1 protein-coding gene is annotated in these 19,758 nt (G+C 64.3%); it reads left to right on the top strand.

Annotation, left to right across the window (positions count from 1 at the left end; translation table 11 throughout):
- Positions 1 to 29: 29 nt before the first annotated feature.
- Positions 30 to 19,748 (top strand): leukotoxin LktA family filamentous adhesin, encoded by a 19,719-nt coding sequence (locus tag J8G15_RS05600; RefSeq protein ID WP_210546544.1) that lies wholly within the window; start codon positions 30 to 32, stop codon positions 19,746 to 19,748.
- Positions 19,749 to 19,758 lie beyond the last annotated feature (10 nt).

Here is a 19,758-nt window from a genome sequence, read left to right as displayed (position 1 = left end):
TGGCGTAGCAGCCCAACCGAATGCCCACCATGACCCTCTACACCTTCAAGTTCCCTTCCTCCGCCAAAGCGGCACGCCTGACACGCAGGCGTCTGGTGGTGCGTGTTCGGTCTGTGGCGCTGGCAGCGGCCGTGGCTTTGGGGGCCGTGAGTCCGGCGTTGTTGGCGCAGACCGTGATTACACCTCTGGTCGGGCCGGGCCAGACCGCCACCTTGGTGAGCACGCAGGGCAATCAGACGGTGGTGAGCACCCAGAGCCTGCGTGACGGCAACGCCTTCAGCACCTATTCGGCGTTTCAGGTGGGGCAGGGTGATGTGGTTAAGCTGGCCGTGCCGCAGGGCGCCAACTGGTGGGTCAATATTGTTCGCGATGCCCGTGTGCGCGTGGATGGCCGGCTGGAAAGCCGTCTGAGCAACGGCGCTATCGGCGGCAACATTCTGTTTGTCGATAGCCATGGCTTCACGGTAGGGCCAAGTGGCCAGGTCGATGTGGGGCGCTTGAGCTTTGCCGCACCGTCGACCACGTTTGTCAATGGCTTGCTGGCTGGTGGCGGCACGCTGTCAGGGGCTGCTGTCATTGGTTTGTTAGGGGGAGCTTTCGAACGCTCGGCCACGGGTGGCGTCGACATTCAGGGGCGTGTGACGGCCAAGGACGGTGTCAGCATCATGGCCGGCCAGGGCGGACCTGGTGGGCTGGGAGTCACCTTGTCGGGTCAAGTGGTGGTGCAAGGACGTGTGGCTGGCTCGGCCGTGAACCTGGGCGATCTCAAATCGCTGGCGCCGCTGGAGGACCGCGACGGCGTGATCGACATCACGACCCCCGGCTCAATCAAGCTGGATGGCGTGTTGATCTCCGACAGCAGCTTGTGGCGCCATGCGGGCGCCGTGCGCGTGGTGGCGGGCACCGATATCGCCGTGGGCGCCAACGCCCAGGTCTCGGCTTCGGGTGCGGCGGGTTCGGGTGAGGCGGGCGGTCAGGTGACGCTGTATGCGCATGGCAGCGCCAGCAATGCGGTCGGTGCCACTTTGGCGGCGCGCGGGGATGGATTTGGCGCTGGTGGCTTCATCGAATTGTCGGCCGCCCAAACGGTCCAGATTGGTGGCTTGACGCTGGATGCCAGCAGCGACAAAGGCCAGGCCGGTTTGGCCTACATCGACCCTGAAGACCTGGTGGTTTCTGGCAGCCTCTATACCAATGGTGCCGCCCTGTCGCTGGATGCCACCAAGACCCTGACGGTCAATACGGCTGTGACACTGAACACGCGCCACGTGACCTCCGATGGCGCATCAGCCAGTGGTGTCTCTGCTGCCGCCACGGCGATTGCCAACGATCCACTCACTCCGTCAATGGGCAACAGCGGCAACATCACGCTCACCGCGCCTTCGATCACGGTGGCCACAGGCGCGGTGCTGGACGCCTCGGTGGTCAACACCGGTGGCACGACCTTCGCGGCGGGCGACATCAGCCTGATCGCCAAACAAAGCAGCAACTGGGCGACGTTTGTCAGCCTGTCCGATGCCAACGCCTCGATTACGGTGGCGGGTACTTTGAAGGGGCGCGACATTAATCTGTTGTCGTCGATCGAGTCCAAGGCAGTGTTTGGTGGCGCTGCTGGCAGCTTGCAGCAAGGGATTGTCGATATCGGCTTGTCTTTGGCGGGTTCGCCTGCGGCGCTGACACTGGCCTATGTGCAGGCCACCGGCAATGCCAGGGTGACGCTGACGGACACCGCCGACGTGCTGGCCAGCCGCGACTTGAGCATCACGGCCAAGGCCGACCGCTGGGCCGGGGCCGAGCAGGCTGTCGAAGGCTCGGCCAAGGCGAACCTGGGGGCTGGGTTTGCACGGGTCAAGGGCACGACCGCTGTGGATGTGCAGTCGGGCGCCAACTTGTCTGCTGACCACGACATGAGTTTGTTGGCGGCGTCAAAAACCAAGGTGCTGATGAACAGCACGGCCGTTGGCTCAACCGACGCAGCCACAGGCGCTGCGAATGTGGCCTCCATCATTTTTGCGGGTTCACTTTCGGATGTGACCACCACCGTGACGGTGGGCAGTGGTGCGGTGCTGAGCAGCGGCAACGACCTCAAACTGGAGTCCTACCACTCCGGGCAGTACAGCACCGCGGCCGAGGTTAAGGTCTATGGCAGTGGTACGGCCGGTGTGGTGGGTGCCCTGTCGCTGCAAAAGTCAGACACGCGCGCCACATTGGATGGTCAGGCCACCGCACAGGGCGAAGCCCGCCTGACGGCGATGAACTTTGTGTCAAAAAGCGCGGTCTCGGCCAAATCTCAAAACACCAGCGAAAATCCGCCACTTATCGCATTGCCAGCTACGCTGGAAACCAGCGACGCCGAAGCCCAAAAAGGTTTGATGGACGGTTTCATGAAGATGGCAGGGGCAGTGGCCACCGCGCAGGAAGCCTCGACCGGCAACACGTCTTCTGCAAGCACGCCCAAGCTGCGCATGGCCGGGGCTTTGGCCTGGGCTGAATCGGACCACACCACGCGTGCGACCCTGGGCGCGGGTGCCAGTTTGGTCGCCACCGGCAACGCCATCATTGATGCGCAAACCTTGGCGGGCGCCGTGCAAGGCACGGCCATGGCCGAGGCTACTTCCAAGGTGTCAGGCGCCGATGCGTCGGCCACCTCCTTGAGCGTGGCCTTCAATTACAACAAGAACAACTTTGACACCCAAGCCCGGGTCGGTAGCGTTGCCACGTTGAAAGGTTTGCATGTGGCGGTGAGCGCCAACACGGACATGCCCGAGTTCTACACCGAGGGTCTGCCCTTCGCGTGGGACGACCCGTTCAAGGTCTACACCAATCTGGTGGGGGGCGTGAACCCGTTTTTTGAGGGCTTCAACACCCGTGTGGCAGCCAAGTCGGCGGCGCAGAATCTGGCGGCGTCGGGGGCGGTCAGCCTGTCGTTCAACACGAACAACACCGTCGCCTGGGTGGACACCGGTGCGCGTCTGAGCACCACAACCTTGAGCGATGCCAGTTGGAGTTACCACACCAAAGAGGTGTATTTCGACTCTGACATTGAGCCTTTGCTCATTGGCGCCAAGCCGTATCGCCTTGACAAGACAATCCGTGTCATCAATGAGTTCGCCAGCGAAACCCGTGAAGTACTGAATGCCAACGGAACAGGCACGGGCGTGAAGCTCGACGAGATTGACATCGGGCACAACTCGGCAGCGTCCTTGCTGGTCAAAGCCCAAAACCACGCGCAGACCTTGCATGCTGCGGGTGGTGCGGCCCCGGAGAGCAGTGCCAGTGGCACCGCTGTGGGCGGAACTTTCAGCATGGTGGAGCGGAAAAATACGGCTGTTTCTGGCATTGCAGATCAAGCGGTGGTGAATGCCCGCTCCCTGTCAGTGCAGGCCATAAACAAGGACTGGTTGCTGTCGGTGGCAGCTACCGCCGGCGCAGGCGAAGGTGTGGCGGCCAACGCCATGATGTCCTACGACAAACTCACTGAAACCGCGCTGGCCTCGATCAGCCGCGAAGCGCAGGTTACGGTTGCAAAAGACATTGAAGTCAAAGCCGCGTTGACCCTGTGGACTTATGGCATCAGCGGCGCGGTCACCAAAAGTTCAAATTCGGGCGTGGGCATCGGCCTGGCGATGAATGAGATCACCGGCAACACAAAAGCCTACATCGGTGACAACGACAGCGATGCCGGCGGTGCGGATACTGCTGAAGGTGCGGTTGGTTTTGTCCAGTCGGCGCAACTGGCTGTGCTGGCTACTACCACGGGCCAGATCGGCGCGGTGGGTGTGGCCGGTGCCATGGCGGGGGGGACGCCCAAACCGGGTTTGGCCGACAAGGCAGGCACAAAATCTGCCGGTGCACAGTCGCAGCTCGACGGCAGCGATGCCAGCATGGCGCCAGCGGCAGAGGCCGGTGCGCCTGCCGAAGGCAGCGGCACCGGCCAGGCTGCGGCCGCCGCACCCGCAGCGAGCAAACCACCCAGTTTCTCCATCGCCGGGGCTGGTGCCATCGTCACCAACTACAGCAACCTTGACACCACGGCACTGATCGACAGGGCTGTGATCAGCGCGATCGGCTCCGGCACCAACACGGTAGCCGTGCGGGCCCTGTCGGACGTCACCCAGGTGAGCGCGGCCGGTGGCGGTGCGCTGTCGATGTCCAAGAGCCCGGCCACCACCTTCACTGCTGCGGTGGCGGGTGCGGTCGCGATCCAGGACTCGGACGACGACACCACGGCACGCATTGTGGGTAGCACCATCAGCGACCTGGCGGACCAGGCCGGCGGCCTGGTGGTACAGGCGCTCAAATCGGGCGAGCGCACCGCCGTGGCCACCGGTATTTCGGCCAACTTGTCCAAAGGCAGCACCACCAGCGTGTCAGTGGTGGGCGCGGCTTCGGTCACCACCACGACGGATGACACCGTGGCCTCGATGGAAGGCACGACTGTCTCGGGAAACATCGCCGGGCCTACCGCCTTGGGCGTGCAGGTGGTGGCCTATGACCGCAGCCGCATTGGCGCCGGGGGCGGGGCCTTGTCGGTGAGCACGGGCAAGGGTTCGGCCGGCGTGGGCGCGGCGATCTCAATCGTCAATGCCAATGGCAGCACGCAGGCGCAGGTGTCGGGCGGCTCGATCAGACAGGTCCATGACTTGGCCGTGCTGGCCTTGTCGTCGCAAAAAGTGGTGGGTGTGGGCGCGGTGGCGGGCTTGCAGACCAGCAGCGATTCGACCTCGGCTGGTCAGTTGATGGGTTCGTTTGTCTTCAACCACGTCGGCAACACGCTCAGCGCCGGTGTCAAAGACGACGCCGAGGTCAACCTCACGGGCGACCTGGCGGTGCAGGCCGGTGGTGCCCCCACCGGTGCCAGCCTGGACGCCTTGTTGGGTGCGGTGCGCGCCTCAGGCATGATCGACTATGAAATGACTTCGGCCAGCAATGGCTACACCAGCGAGTTCAAGAACGCCGTGGGCGGCGAGAGCGTGGTGGGCGTGGCCGGCACGCTGAGCGTGACGCTGGGCGGCAACGCGTCAAGCCTGGGGCTGTCTTATGTGCAAAACGACATCCAGACCACCTACGGCGCCGAGCTCAATGGCCGCATCACCACCGCAGGCGCGGTCAGCGTGCAGGCGCTCAGCCGCGCCGACATCGTGGGTGTCTCGGCCGGCGTCGGCGCCACCAAGGGCAAGTTTTCGGGCATGGGTTCGGCTGCGGTCAACCTGATTGGCCAACGCACCCAGGCCCTGGTGACGGGCGGCACGGTGACTGCAGCCAGCCTGGCAGTGAAATCGGACACCACAGGCAATACTTTTGGCCTGGCCGGCAACCTGAGTTTTGCCGTGGGCGGCGGCAATGGCAAAGCCATGGGCGCGGCCGTGGCCTACACCCAGACCGGCACCAAAACCTACACCGTGGGCACTGACACGTTCAGCACCCGCGCGGCCGGCAACGCCGCCACGATCAACAACACCAAGGTCAACGTGGGTGCGGGCACGGTGCAGGTGCAGGCCAGCAATACCAGCGACCTGATGTCGGTGGCCGCTTCGGGTGCTGCCGCCGACGGTAATGTCGGCTTTGCCGGCACGGTCACCGTGAATGAAACCGGTGACGTGACTGAGGCGCGCATCAGTGCCTCAACCGTCACAGCGGGCGCGGTGCAGGTTCAGGCCGGTGAAGGTGCGGGTGCCAACAGCGCTAGCATCCGTTCGCTGGCCGGGGGTGTCTCGGCGTCCAAAGGCTATTCAGGGGCACTGGCCCTGGGCTTCAACACGATCAACAGCACGCGCTCGGCCCAGATTCTTTCCTCCACGCTCCACGTGGGCAGCGCCGTGTCGGTGCTGGCCGATTCCGATGCCAGCATCCAGACGCTGTCGGTCACCCTGGCCGGCGGCAAAGACTATGCGTTGGCGGGTTCGTCGAGCACCAACGTGCTCAACGGAACCACTTTGGCCAACGTGGAATACAGCACCATCGACGGTGCTGCATCGTCGCTGACGGTTCACGCTTCGCAGGCGGGATCGATTCAGTCCCTGGCCGGTGCCGTGGCGGCAGGGGGTACGGGCGCCATTGGTGGCGCGGTGGCGGTCAACCTCATGGGCCAGGGCAGCGCCGACTTCAAGGTCACGGCGCGCCTGAAAGACTCGGTGTTGGCGGCGCCGGTGGCCGTGTCGCTGGATGCCCTGCTTGACGGGTCCATTGGATCGGTTGCGGCATCCGGCAGCGGCGCCGGAACGACAGCGATCAATGGCAGTGTCACCAGCAACGTGATCGAGGCCAATGTGCTGGCCGAGGTTGTGGGTGGAAGCCAAAGCACCAGCGGCGGTGCTTTCAAAGTGCACGCCGACAATGACGCCGCCATTGCCTCCCTGGCGGGCACCATCAGTGGTGCCGGCACGACAGCGGTTGGGGCAGCGGTTTCGGTCAACGAGATCGGCGGCAGCGTGACCGCCCGGGTTCAGAACTTCACGATGCGCGCGACCGGAGCGGTCGAGGTGGACGCTACGTCTTCCGGTTCTATCGGCTCGATAGCGGCAGGTGTGTCGGGTGCGGGTACGACCGCTCTGGCTGGTTCCAACACTACCAACGCCATCACCTCGACGGTGCTGGCGCAGATGGACAGCGTCACGCAGGCGGTGGCTTCGGCCTCGCTGCGGTTGCAGGCGAAAGACAGCTCGATCATCCAGTCGTTCGCGGGCAGCGTGGCCGGTGGCGGTACGGCGGCCGGCGGCGCCGCTTTTGCGCTCAATTTCCTGGGTCGCACGGCGCTCAATGCCGACAGCAGCAAAATTGTCAAGGCCGAGGTGCTCAACAGCACGATCAATTCGGGCGGCGCGGTGCTGGTCAAGGCCTTGTCGACTTCGCTCATTGAATCGATGGGCGTGGCCGTGGGCGCCAGCGGCAATGTCGCTGTCACGGGTTCGAACACGACCAATCTGCTGGAAGACGAGATCACGGCCTCCTGGTCGGGTGGTTCGCTCAGCGGAACAGCCACGTCGCTGACGGTGCAAGCCGACGATGCGGCCACCGTGCGCACGCTGGCGGGTAATTTCTCGGCCAGTGGTGCCGCTGCGGTGGGTGCGGCGATTGCCGTCAACCAGATCGGCAGCGCGGTGCAGGCGAGTTTGTCGGGCATGACCTTGAGCGCGGCACCCACGGTGGTCGTCGACGCCGACCTGCGCGGCGAGATCAAGTCGGTGGCCGCCTCGGGTGCGGCCTCGGGGAGTGTTTCGGTCAACGGCAGCTTCACGACCAACGAAATCACTGCCAGTGTCAAGGCACAGGCGCTGGGCCTGACCCAGAGCACCAGCGGTGGTGCGTTCACGGTAAGCGCCGATAACGACGCCGACATCTTCTCGCTCGCGGGAACTATCAGCGCTGGCGGTACGGCAGCAGTGGGCGTGGCGGTGTCGGTCAACGACATCGGCGGTGATGTGACTGCGCGCCTGGCTAACAGCACGCTGCGCGCAACCGGCGCTGTGAATGTACTGGCCACCACCTCGGGCACGATCGAGTCGATCGCGGCCGGCATGGCCGGCGGCGGCACAGTCGGCGCCGCAGGCTCCAACACCACCAACAGCATCACCTCGACGGTGCTGGCGCAGATGGACAGCGTGACGCAGGCGGCGGCTTCGGGCTCTCTCCTGGTGCAGGCGAAAGACAGCTCGACCATCCAGTCGTTCGCGGGCAGCGTGGCCGGTGGCGGCACGGCGGCCGGTGGCGCCGCCTTTGCGCTGAACTTTCTGGGCCGCACGGCGCTCAATGCCGACAGCAGCAAAGTGGTCAAGGCCGAGGTTCTCAACAGCGCGATCAATTCTGGCGGGGCGGTGCAGGTCAAGGCTTTGTCGACTTCGCTCATTGAATCGATGGGCGTGGCCGTGGGCGCCAGCGGCAATGTCGCTGTCACGGGTTCGAACACGACCAATCTGCTGGAAGACGAGATCACGGCCTCCTGGTCGGGTGGTTCGCTTAGCGGCACAGCCACGTCGCTGACGGTGCAAGCCGACGATGCGGCCACCGTGCGCACGCTGGCGGGTAATTTCTCGGCCAGTGGTGCCGCTGCGGTGGGTGCGGCGATTGCCGTCAACCAGATCGGCAGTGCGGTGCTGGCGAACCTGTCGGGCATGACCCTGCACGCGGCGCCCACGGTGGTGGTCGACGCCGACCTGCGCGGCGAGATCAAGTCGGTGGCCGCCTCGGGTTCGGTCTCGGCAGGCGCTTCGGTCAACGGCAGCTTCACGACCAATTCGGTCAGCGCCAGTGTCAAGGCCCAGGTGCTGAACCTGACCCAGGTCACCAACGGTGGCGCGTTCACGGTGAGCGCCGACAACGACGCCGACATCTTCTCGCTCGCGGGCACCATCAGCGGTGGCGGTGCGGCAGCGGTGGGTGTGGCGGTGTCGGTTAACGACATCGGTGGCGATGTGACAGCGCGCCTGGCTGACAGCGCGCTGCAAGCGACCGGCGCAGTCAATGTGAAGGCCACCACATCCGGCAGTATCGAGTCGATCGCGGCCGGCATGGCTGTCGGCGGTACGGTGACGCTGGCGGGCTCGTTCACGACCAACGGCATCACCTCGACGGTGCTGGCGCAAATGGCGGGCGTCGACCTGGTGGTCAACGCCGCCACTTTGACGGTGGAGGCACGCGACACCTCTACCATCAAGTCCTTCGCCGGCACGGTGACCGGTGGCGGAACGGCGGGCGGCGGGGCCGCACTGGCGCTGAACTTCCTGGGTCGCACGGCGCTTGATGCCGACAGCAGCAAAGTTGTCAAGGCCGAAGTGCAGGGCAGCGTCGTGCGCTCTGGCGGGATGGTCGCAGTGAACGCGTACTCGACCTCGACTATCAAGTCGATCGGTGTTGCCGCCGGTGTCGGTGGCGCGTCCGCCATCAACGGCTCCAACGCCACCAACCTGCTCGAAGATGAGGTCACGGCATCGTGGGTGGGGTCAGAACTGATCGCCAGTAACACGCTGAGTGTCAGTGCCCGACAGGCCGCAGAGATTGATTCGCTGGCTGGCAACTTGTCGGGCAGTGGTGGCGTGGCCGTGGGCGCAGCGCTGGCGGTCAACCGCATCGGCACCCAAACCAGGGCCAGCCTGGTGGGTGTGAGCAATGCGAACTTTAACAACGGCATTGGCCATTGGACCCAAAACGCCGACGACCTGCTGTTGTCGGCTGAAAGTGACAACCAGATCAACACGGTTGCTGTGGGCATGAGTGCCGGTTCTGTCGGGGTGCAGGGCTCGGTGGCGGTCAGTTTGATCGCATCCCAGACCCACGCAACGCTGGGTGCCGACGGCTTTGTCACCAAGGTGATCGCCGCCGACTCGGTCGCGGTCACGGCCAACAGCCGCGACCGCATCAAGGCGCTCTCCGGTGCGGTCGGCCTGGGGATGGCCGGGGTGGGCGCCGCCGGTGGCGTGCTGACCAACATCATCTCAAGTTTCACCACGGCCGGCATCACCGGTTCTAACTCACACGTCAACGCCCTGGCCAACGGCGCCGGCCTGACCGTGAGGGCCGACGGCCTGGCCAGCGCGCCCGACCTGATGAACATCACCGAGCTCTCGGACGCGGTGCTTGCCGGGGCCAGCTTTGCCACGCGCATCGTCAAGGGTCTGGCCGTGCAGGCCACCTCGATCGAGCAGATCGGTTCGCTCACCGCGGTGGCGGGCGGCGGTGCGGCGGGTGCGGCCGGTGCGGCCGTCAACGTGGATAAGATCGGCGGCAGCACCCGGGCCTATATCGACAGCGCGTTCATTGGATGGTTGGGCGGCGCCAATGCAGCGCAAACGACCGATGTCATGGCCGCCAACCACGCCATGGTGGCCAGTTCAGCCACCGCACTGGCTGTTGGTGGGGTGGGCGTGTCAGGTGCGGTGGGTACGGCGCTGATTGACCGTACCACCCTCGCCGAGGTGCGTGATTCTGCCTATGTCAAAGCGGCTGGGGCGGTGGTGGTCAAGGCGCGCTCAAGCAATTCAGTTGCGCAAATTGTGATCGGCGCCGCCGGTGGTGCCGTTGCCGGCGTGGCCGGCAGCGGCGGTGTGGCGCTGGTTGAGGGCGAGACGGTTGCGCGTGTCGACAGTTCGACGATCGAGGCCGGCAGCGTCAGTGTGCTGGCCGATGGCGCCAATCGCATCAATCTGATTGCGGGCTCGGCTGGTGTCAGCGCCGCGTTGGGTGTTGGCCTGAGCTTTACCACCAATGTGTCGGGATCGGTTGTGCGTGCCCTGTTGACGGACAGCCTGATTCGTGCCGATGGTGCGGTGCTGGTGCATGCGGATAACACCACCGAGGAACTGGCGGTGGCGGCAACGGTGGGTGGTGGTGGCATTGCGGGTGTGGCGATCGGCGCGGCAGTGACCGTGCTGCAGGGTCAGACCGAAGCGAATCTGGGCGGCACTTCACGCGTGGAGCGGCGCACCCGCGCCACCGGTGCGGTGGCGTCATTGAACAATGCTGGCGTGACCGTGGTGCTTGATGGCGTCGATGGCATCATCACGGCCAACGAGCAGGGCGCCACGCGTTTTGTGCTGATGTCGCCGGCAACGCCGGCCACTAGTACCGAACAGGCTATTCCGGCTGCGCAGGCATCCTTGGGTAGCCGCGCGCTGATGAAGGTGTCCGACGGCACGCGCACGGTCACAGCCACGCTCAATGCAGATGGCAGCTACACCGCCAATCTCACAAGCCTGGGCGACGGTCAGCTGACCGCCTTGATTTACACCGCCACGACCAGTGGTGTGCCAGATGCCGGTTCGCCGTCGAGTCGCTTGCTGTTTACCAAGGCGGCCGGGGTGGGCTCGCTCTCGGTGGCAGCCAACGAGCACATCAGCATCAACCACAACGCCGGCGGTGTCGGTGTGGCGGGTGTGACGGGCGTGGGGTCGGCGGCCAACGTGGTCATTGGCCGCAGCAGCGTGCTGGCCAACGCCTCGGGCAGTGCGCTCACGGTGGGGGGTGAGTTGTCGGTGCTGGCGGCGCGTGAGGCCAATGTGCAAATGATCACCGCCACGGCGGGCGGTGGCGGCACGGTCGGTGTCAGTGGTGCCGTGGGCGTCTTGCTGTTTGGCAGTGCGCCCGACAGCAATGCCACCAGCGAACTCAACAACGGCAGCGGCAGTTCGGTGGCCCGGGTGTCTTCCGCCACAAAGGCCAACAAGGCCGAAGGGACTGGTTCGGCACTGACGTCGACGGAACAGGGTAACCTCAATTCAGGCACCAGCTACGACACGCAGGCTGCCTTTACGGGGGCATCGGGTCTGCATTCAACTTCGGCAACCGTGGCGGCAAGCAGCATCCTGGCTGGCTCCGTGCGCGTTAGCAGTACCGACAGCACCGAAGTCAACAACAGCGCAGGCGCCATTGCGCGCGGTGGTGCAGCCGGCGTCAGCGCCGGCGTGGCCGTGACCATTCTGGGCGGCGCCAATAACGCCAGTGTGAGCGCTGCCAGCCTCGACAGCCAGGGTGCCATCAGCGTTGATTCTGGTACGCGCGCCCCGGCGGCCGGCGGCGCCAGTGTGCAAAGCCGCGCCATTGCTGGTGCGGGCGGTTTTGTCGGTGTTGGCGCTGCGGTGTCGGTTGCGCGCAACCAGACGGCCAATTCGGCGGCCTTGAGCGGCGGGGTGCGCGCCGATGGTGCGGTCACTGTGCGGGCGCTGGATCAGGCGTCGATGTCAAGTGAGGCCTACGGTGCCACGGTGGGTGCGCTCAGTGTCGGCGTCGTGGTGGCGACGGCTGATCAAAGTGGCAGCGTGATCACGCAAGTCGCCGGTTCGGTTGCGGGGCAAGGCGTGAGCTTGAGCGCCGAACGGCAGTCCAGCGTGACGGCCATGGCGGTGGGTGGCTCGGGTGGTGTGGTGGCTGGCAGCGGCGCCGGCGCCACGGCCAGCGACAGCGGCACGGTGCAGGTCAATCTGGCCAGCGCTCTGGTGCTGGATGCGGGTGATGCTGCCCTGGCCATTTCAGCCAAGGCCAGTCCGCAAGCCAGCAGCGACGCGATTGGCGTGGCGGTCGGTTTGGGCGGTGCGGTGGGGATCTCGGTCGCGGAGTCGAGCGTGGCCTCCGCCGTCTCGGTCAACAGCCTGGGCGCGCTGACCTTGCGTGGCAACTCGGTGACGGTCAGGGCCGTGCTCGGCGCGGGCGATTCCCTGGTTGACAGTTTTTCCAGCGCCGGCGCGGGCGGTCTTTTGATTGGCGCCACCGGTGCCTCGGCAAGTTCGAGCAACCGCGGTAGCGCCAGCGTGAACCTGGCGCAGGCGACCGCGCTGCGGGCAACGGGTGACGCCAGCTTCACGGCCACCGATGTTATGGTGGTGAAGTCCAACGCGGTGGGGATTGCCGCAGGACTTGTGGGTGTGGGTGTGGCGCTGTCCTCGTCCGAGAGCAACTCCACGGTGGGCGCCAAGGTCTCGAACCTGGTCGGCAGTGTCGGTGGCAGTCTGCAGGTGGGTGCCAGCGGCAACGAGTCGATCGACAGTGATGCCACTGCCGGCGCGGGTGGCCTGGTGGCGGGTTCCGGTGCCGAGTCGACGCTGACCCACAGCCAGAGTGTCAACGCCGAATTGGGTGGTGACTTGCTGGTGGCTGGCATGACCACGGTTGGCGCCAGCCGAGCCGTCCGCTATGACAGCCACAGCATTGCAGTGAACGCCTCGGCGATCGGTGCTTCCGGCGCGGTGGCCCGCGCCACACTGAACGGTTCGGCCAGTGCCGCGCTGCTCAACGCCACCCAGCTCGTCAGCAACAGCCTGCGTGTGCTGGCCACCAATGACCTGGCCCGTACCGATCTGGGGCGCCAGAGTGCAGAAGGCGGCGGCGGTGGCGTGATCAGCGGTGCTGGTGCCGATGTGAGAACGGTCCTGAGCGGCAGCGCCAACGCGAGCCTGGGCAACAATGTGACCGTGACCGTGGAAAAGCTGCTGGAACTGCGCGCCTACAACGAGATACACGGTTCGGCCCTGGGTCGCATGGACGTGGGCGGTGTGATTCCGATCGCCCTGGTCGAGACCCGCATCACCAGCAACGCCAACGCCGATGCCAGCATCGGTACCAACAGCACGATCGCCAGTTATGGTGAGGCGCACGTTGACGCGCTGTCTTACATCGACCTCGAAGCCAACACGATTTCCAAGACTTATGGCCTGGCGGCCGCGGCACAAGGCAACGCCTATGCCACGGCCAACGTCAACAACCGGGTCAACCTGGGTGCTGGCACGTCGGTGCGCAGTTCCGAAGACCTGTCGCTGCTGGCCGGCCAGGACCGTGATTTCAACCGCAACAAGAGTTTTGTGACGGCGCGCGCCGACCTGTTCAACCACGCCGTGGTCCCGGTGTCGATCAACCCCACCGCCGATGCCACGCTGAACCTGAACAATGCCGTGACTGTGGATGCCACGGCCGTGCGCTCGGGCGGCACCATTCGCGTCGGCGCGGTCGAGGGCAGTCTGGTGGTCAGCGGCACCGGCAATGTCAGCGACTGGACGCGCGACCTGGGCGAGATGATGGGGATCAGCAGCACCTACGGCCGATCGATCAAAAGCCTCAGCAACACCGCCGTGCTCAAGGGCGCGTTCGAGGCTGGTTTTGGCAACAAACAAAGGCTGGTGATCGACATCAATGGCAAGGTGGTGGAGAGCGTGGGCGATGTGCGCTACAGCATCACCAACGAGGACCTCTCGGCTTCGGCGAGCGCCTATGTGGCCCGCCTGTACGATCAGCTCGCGCGCTACGGCGATGTGCCCGAGGTCAAGGCCTTTGTGCAAGCCGAGCTCAGCTTTTATTTTGCCAACCTGATCAAGGAAGGTCTGGCCGAAGTGTTGCCGAACGGCCTGATTGTTCCGCTCGAGGGCGTTGCGGCCAACTTCCTGAACATCAAGGACCTGCGCGCCGGAAGCGGCAACATCGAGCTGTTTGGCAACAACGTGAGCGGCACGGCCTCGCTGACGGCGCGGGCCGATTCGGAAATCTACATCGAGAATAAGAGCCCCCTGAACCTGCGGGTTTTCAACATGACGGTGGACGCCAATGGCGGCTTTGCCAAATACAACGGCACTTATCTCACCAGCAATGCCGACATTGGCACGCTCAACACCAGTGTTAAGACCACCGGCCTGAACGTCGATAGCATCGACACGCGCGGTGGTGGTACGGCGCAGAAACTGCCAAGCCTGACGGTGAAAAACACCTATGTGCCGCTGGGCGTGTCGGCTACGGCCGTGGTCATGACGGCGCCTGACGGCAGCTCGGCCGACTTGCGCGAAGACCAGTTGCGGGCGCCGGAACTGCGCGTCAATGGCACGCTGTACAACAAGCTCGGCACGGTGAACCTGGCCAACACGGAAGGCAGCATCTCGGTCTACGCTGAAAACCCGGCCTACACGCCGCGCCTCGATGGCAAGGAAATCACGGTCACGGCCGGCAAGAATTTTGTGCTCTCTTCGCCCACCATCAGCCAGTCGGTCGGCGGCTCCCCCGAGTCGCTCTATGCCGTGGCGTACAGCGATGACCAGCAAAGGATTCTGGACAACCTGGGCATCACCGCCTGCGGCTCCGCGCGCCCTGGTGTTGCGGGATCGACCTACAACGCCAACTGCGTTGTCAATGGTGCCGGCGGGGTTTATGCCAGCGGCGCGATCTTCATCGGGGCGCGTTACCTCAACATCAACGGCACCGTGCAATCTGGACAACCCGATTACAACGTGGTGCTCAGCAGCGCCACGGTCGGACCCGCCATCAACGCCTGGCAGACTCTGTGGAATGCCAACCGAGGACGTTACCTGTCCCGGGGCACGTCGTCCTTGATCCAGGTCACCGGCCCACGGCCAACTGACAGCGAGGCCGAGATCAACAAGCAGTTTGCCAACGGCACGCTCACCGCGTCCCAGCGCACCACCGCCCTCAACGCGATGGCGGCACGGAGACTGCAGCCGATCGTCTTCTTTGATGCCGAGACGAAGCGTCTGAAGGTGGCGGCTACCAACGTGACCGGGGGGCTGGTGGAATTGATAGGTACCATCATCAACACCGGTGGCGGTGTGGTGCGTGCGCTCGATGGCTACGCCCACATCAATATTGATAATCAGACTAGTTATGGCTTGGACCTGCTGGGTCTGAGCACGGGCGGCGAAGCTGGCGTGGTGCGCATCACCGACATGGGCAAGCCGGTTCGCAACAGTGCTAACGTGATCATCGATTACCAGACCACCACCTACCAGCACGACGCCGACGGCGTGATTCGCGGTACCGTCACCGCCGGACGCGGCATTGGCGACACGAAGATCGGCACCGCGACCGTGTCATCGCTGGCGCCATCGGGCAGCCTCAAGGCCCAGTTCAGCTACAACCCCGCTACCAACAGCATCTACTCCTGGTCGGCGGGTTACGAATACACGACCGAAAAGCACTACTACTATCAGAATTCGTCCTACCTTGGTTTTATCAGTGGCGGCACTGTCAGCTGGAATAACGTCGATACCTATGTCAAGACCGCCAATGCGATGGTCGAAGATGTGTTTGTCAGCACCAAGGTGCCGGTGGGCGGGAGCACTTTCTCGTTGCAAAGTAAGCGTTTCCTTACTGAAGCCGAAGTGGAAACCTACTACCGTTCCTGGAAGAAGTGCGGCTTTTTGTGCATCAAGAAAACCTACTATGTCGACCGGCGCACCGAGGTCGGCTACAAGGATGTCTTCACACAGCATGTAGCGGCCGATCACCCGATCAGCATCCAGTTGGTCGGCTATAACAGTGGCCTTCTCGATGTGAAGAGCGTCGGCGGCATTCGCCTCGGTGGCGACATCACCAATGCCAGCGGCACGGTGTCGCTGACATCGACGGCGGGGTCGATCTCCCAACTCAACAGCGGTGCCGTGGTCAATGGCCAGGGCCTGAGCTTCGTTGCGAAAACAGGCATCGGCTCCCAGTCAGACCCAATCAACCTGATCACGGGCGCAGGCTCTTTCACGGCCGTTTCAACCAGTGGCGACATCGCTGTCCACGGCAACAGTGGTGCCTTGCGCGTCAACCGGGTGTCGACCACCGGCAACGTCTGGCTCGACGGCGACGGCTCGATTTTTGGCCTCGATCCCAGTGCCGTGCATGTCTCGGGCAACCGCATTTACCTGTCGGCTCCGACCGGTGGCATCGGTGAATTCAATGCCGATGGCACAGTCAAGTCAACGCTGAACATTCAGACGGCGGATTCGACCAATGGCGGTCTGAGCGCTTATGCCCGCAACGGCATTGCGATCAAGCAGCCCACCGGGAATCTCTGGGTCAATCAAGTCGCTTCGGGCGGTGATGTCTACCTGCAGTCGGGCGGCGACCTGATTGACAACAACCGCAACGAGACGCGCGACGAGCGCACCGAGGCGCAGTTGCTGTCCTTGTGGGACCAGGCCGCGCTGCAAGGTAATTCTGCCGAGCTCAGCCGTCAGCAGACGCTGACCACCACCCGCGCCCAATACCAGCGCTACTGGAGTCTGCGTGGGGTCAGTTCGGTGGTCACGAATGGTTCGGGCAATGTCACGAGCTATGTCGCGCCGGTGATCGACCCGCTCACCTACCAATACCATTTCAGCACCGAGGAGCGTGCAAGTTACCTGAGCAAGGGAATTACCGAGGCGCAGGTGGTGGCGATCGAGACTGCGCGCACTGCCGAGGTGCTGCAATTGCATGTGCAGTTCGCCACGACGGTGTACCAGACCGGCAATGACCAGATCATTGCGGCCGTGAACGCCGCCAACGCGCTGGTCGGCAAGGCCGAGGTCGGTGCTTTGGCGGTGTGGTCGGACACGGAATTGAAGAGTCCGCTGCCCGCGGCGGTGTTTTCCAAGAGCAGCACCGATACCCAGACGCGCATCGAGGAGCCCAATGTGGTGGGCAACCGTGTGGTGCTGCGCCCGGGTGGCAAAGTCGGGCGTGACGATGGTTCGCAGAGCATTCCCCTGCTGCAGGCGCAGCGGCTGAGCGCGGGCTTGCCGGCCGCGTTGACCGACGCTGAGCGGCTGGTGATCATGTCGGCCGAGAGCGCCGACATGACGCTCAACCGCGCGAACTGGACCTTGAGTGTGCTGAAGAAGGACAACTTCAACGTTCTGTCGAACCGGCTCAACGTGGTGTCCAACGGCTTCATTTACCTCGGGGCTGATGCCACGGCCGCCTATCCCAATGGCGGCACGGCGAACCTGGAGAAGGTTATCGGTACCGGCGAGGTGCGTATCCAAGTGATGGGCTCGATCCTGAACGTGGCTGACGCAGGCGTCTCCGTGATCCAGGGCCAGAAGGCTGTGCTGGAGGCAGCGCAGGGTTCGATTGGCACCGCACTTAAACCGATACAGATCACGCTGAGAAATGATCTGACCGGCACGCTGGTGGCACGTGGCAGTGAAGGCATCTGGATTCACGAGATCGGCGACATGCGTGCCGCCGACATTTTCACGCCGGCGCTGGCTTCGCTGTCGGCCACCGGCGCCATCATCGATGCGCGCCCGGTGATCAATTACCCCAACAGCGGTGACCGGACGGTGCGCGCGATCGAGGCCAACGCGCTCACGCTCACGGCCCAAAGCGGGGCCATCGGCTCGGACAGCAACCCGCTGGTGGTTAAGGTCGGCTCCGGCGGGGTCAACGCCACCACGCCCCGCGGCTATTCGATTTACCTGAACGCTGCGCTGGGCGCCAGCATGACGCTGAAGATGGTTGATTCCGGGCTCGACCTGCGCGCCCTGTCGGCCACCGGCAACCTGTACAACCTGGATGCCGTCAACGCACTCGGCAGCATTTATGCCACCGCCAGCGGTGACATCAGCAACGTCAATTACACGGCTGGCAGCACGATCGTGATCGGGGCCGGCGGGGCCGTCACCGGCAGCCAGGTGGATGCTACCGGTACGGTGAACGTCTCGGCCGGCGAAGGCGTGACTTTGAACAGCCTGTCGTCCAAGTGGAGTGCTTCGGTCACGGCGGGTGGCGCGTCTAGTGTGAAATCGGCGATTGCGGGGGCTGATCTCAGCCTGGTCAGCACTGCTGGGGGCTTCAGCGGGACGGCCTGGATGGCCGGCGGAAGTTTGCTGGCCAGGGCCGGTGGCGGCGCTGGCGACGTCTCGGTGATCTCGGTAGCGGCGACCAAGGGCAGCGTGGATATTTATGGCGAGGGGCGCTTGGTTTTGGATGTGGCATCCGCCCTGGGCAATGTCCGTCTGCAAGCCGGACGTGACATGGCCCTGTTGAACGTGGCCAGCAGAAATGGCACGCTGTGGTTGGGTGCCGGTGGTGCCTTGTCCTTGTTGTCGGGTTCGGCCAAGGGCGACGTGTTGCTGGCTGCTGGCGCGGGCGTACAGGCCTTGTCCTTGTCCAGCGCTGCGGGTCTGATCGATGTGGCGGCCAGCGCTGGCAATGTCAGCGTCCAGGCCGCCAGTGCCAAGAGCGGCCTGTCGTTTGAGGCGGTGCTGGGTAATCTGAACCTTGGCGCCTTGAAGACCGCCAGCGGTGACCTGAGCTTGAGCTCCGGGGCGGCGCTCCAGTTAACGAGTGCTTCGCTGCCGGGCAATATTGTCGCGACGGCCGGCACCTCGGCTGATTTCGGCACACTGAGCTCGAGCACCGGCCGGATTGCCCTGACCGCCAACACCGGTGACTTGCTGGTCGGTAAATCGACAGCACGAACCACCTTTTTTGCGGACGCCAAGCTGGGCGACCTGACGCTGGATTCGTTCAAGGCGGCATCGGCCAACTTGCACGCTGGCGGCAGTTTGCTGGCGACGGGCTCGGGCGCGACCACGGGTGACATCGTGATCGCCAGCGGCGGCGACGCGGTGCTGGCGTCCCTGACGTCGACAGCGGGCAAGGTGCAGGCGGATGCACTCGGGGCGCTGACGGTGGCTTCGGTGCGGGCCGTCAAGATCGTCGATCTGTCCGCCGGTAGCAGCCTCACGGCGACCACGCTGGTCAGCAGCAGCGCCAACGTTGATGTGGGCGCCGCAAGTGGAACGCTCCAGCTTGGCATTGTCAGCGCCAAAACCGGCTTGGTTGCCAACGCCGTGCTGGGTGATGCGACGCTGGGCTCGTTCACTGCGGCCTCGGCGAATCTGCACGCCGGGGGCAGTTTGCAGACCACGGGCACGGGGACGACCAGCGGCAACATGGCGATCACCAGCGGTGGCGACGCCGTGTTGGCGAGCTTGCGCAGTTCCGCGGCGGATATCAATGTGGCATCGGCGGGTGGATCGGTTGTCGTCAAGAGCGCCAACGCGAAAACCGCCTTCGCAGCCACCAGTGGCGGCGATCTGGCGGTCATCAGTTATACCGTCAGCGCTGGTGGGGCCGTGTTGCAATCCGGTGGAGCGACCACGCTGGGCACCGGTGTGGCCAAAGGCAACATCAATGTCACCAGCGTCGGCAACGCCGCACTGGGTAGCTTGAGCACATCGAACGGGAAGATTGAAGCCACTTCCTCCGGCGCCGGCTTGACCTTCGCCAAGCTTAGTGCCTACAACGCAATCAAACTGAGGGCGGCGCAGGCCTGGTCATCCGGCAATGCCATCAGCGGGACATCCCTAGTCGTGAGCAACGGCGCGATTGACCTGTTGGCTTACTCTGGCAGCATGCTCATCAGCACGCTGTCAGCCACGGCAAACAGTACGCTCGAAACCAAGGCTGGCGCCATCAATGTGGGGCGTATTTTGCGTTTGACGCCCGCACAATTGTTGGTCAGCGTCAGCGGCGGCAGCAAGACTTTGCCGCGCTATTACTGAGGCCTTGCGA

The organism is Rhodoferax sp. PAMC 29310 (assembly GCF_017948265.1).
Taxonomy (GTDB): domain Bacteria; phylum Pseudomonadota; class Gammaproteobacteria; order Burkholderiales; family Burkholderiaceae_C; genus Rhodoferax.
The sequence above is the reverse complement of the archived record's forward strand: the minus strand, read 5'-3'. Positions and strand labels throughout refer to the sequence as shown.

What these genes read in the sequence shown, in the direction of transcription:
- J8G15_RS05600 (WP_210546544.1), top strand. Translation starts at nt 30, where the DNA reads ATGACCCTCTACACCTTCAAGTTCCCTTCCTCCGCCAAAGCGGCACGC.